Source organism: Rossellomorea aquimaris (assembly GCF_001877785.1).
Lineage (GTDB): Bacteria > Bacillota > Bacilli > Bacillales > Bacillaceae_B > Rossellomorea > Rossellomorea aquimaris_A.
Genome location: NZ_MINN01000025.1, coordinates 1 through 408, shown reverse-complemented (window position 1 = coordinate 408; position 408 = coordinate 1). Strand labels below are relative to the sequence as shown.

At 41.4% G+C, this 408-nt stretch carries 1 pseudogene; it reads left to right on the top strand.

The features are described from left to right. Positions 1-105: 105 nt before the first annotated feature. Positions 106-408, top strand: a pseudogene (locus BHE18_RS01080) (helix-hairpin-helix domain-containing protein); the annotation flags it as partial.

Below are 408 nucleotides of genomic sequence, written 5' to 3'. Positions count from 1 at the left end.
GAGAGTGAAATACATGGATGGATGTAGGTGTAGATGAGTGTGATAGTAGTGGGTGGTATGTAGGGAGGAGCATTGAGGAAGGGTTGTAGGTAGTTTTTTTTTTGTGATCCCGGAGCGGTCATCCAAGCAATTGAAAATGAAGATGAAGCTTTTTTGGTCAAGTTTCCTGGAGTAGGAAAGAAAACCGCACGCCAGATTATTCTAGATTTAAAAGGAAAGCTGGCAGATGTTGTGCCTGAAATGATTGAAAATCTGTTTAATCATGAAGAAAGGCTTGAAAAGCAAACAGCGGAAACGGCTCTTGAAGAAGCACTTGAAGCCCTCAGGGTTCTCGGATATGCTGAAAAAGAAATCAAAAAGGTGCTTCCTCACCTTAAAGAAGAAATTGGGCTGACAACAGACCAATAT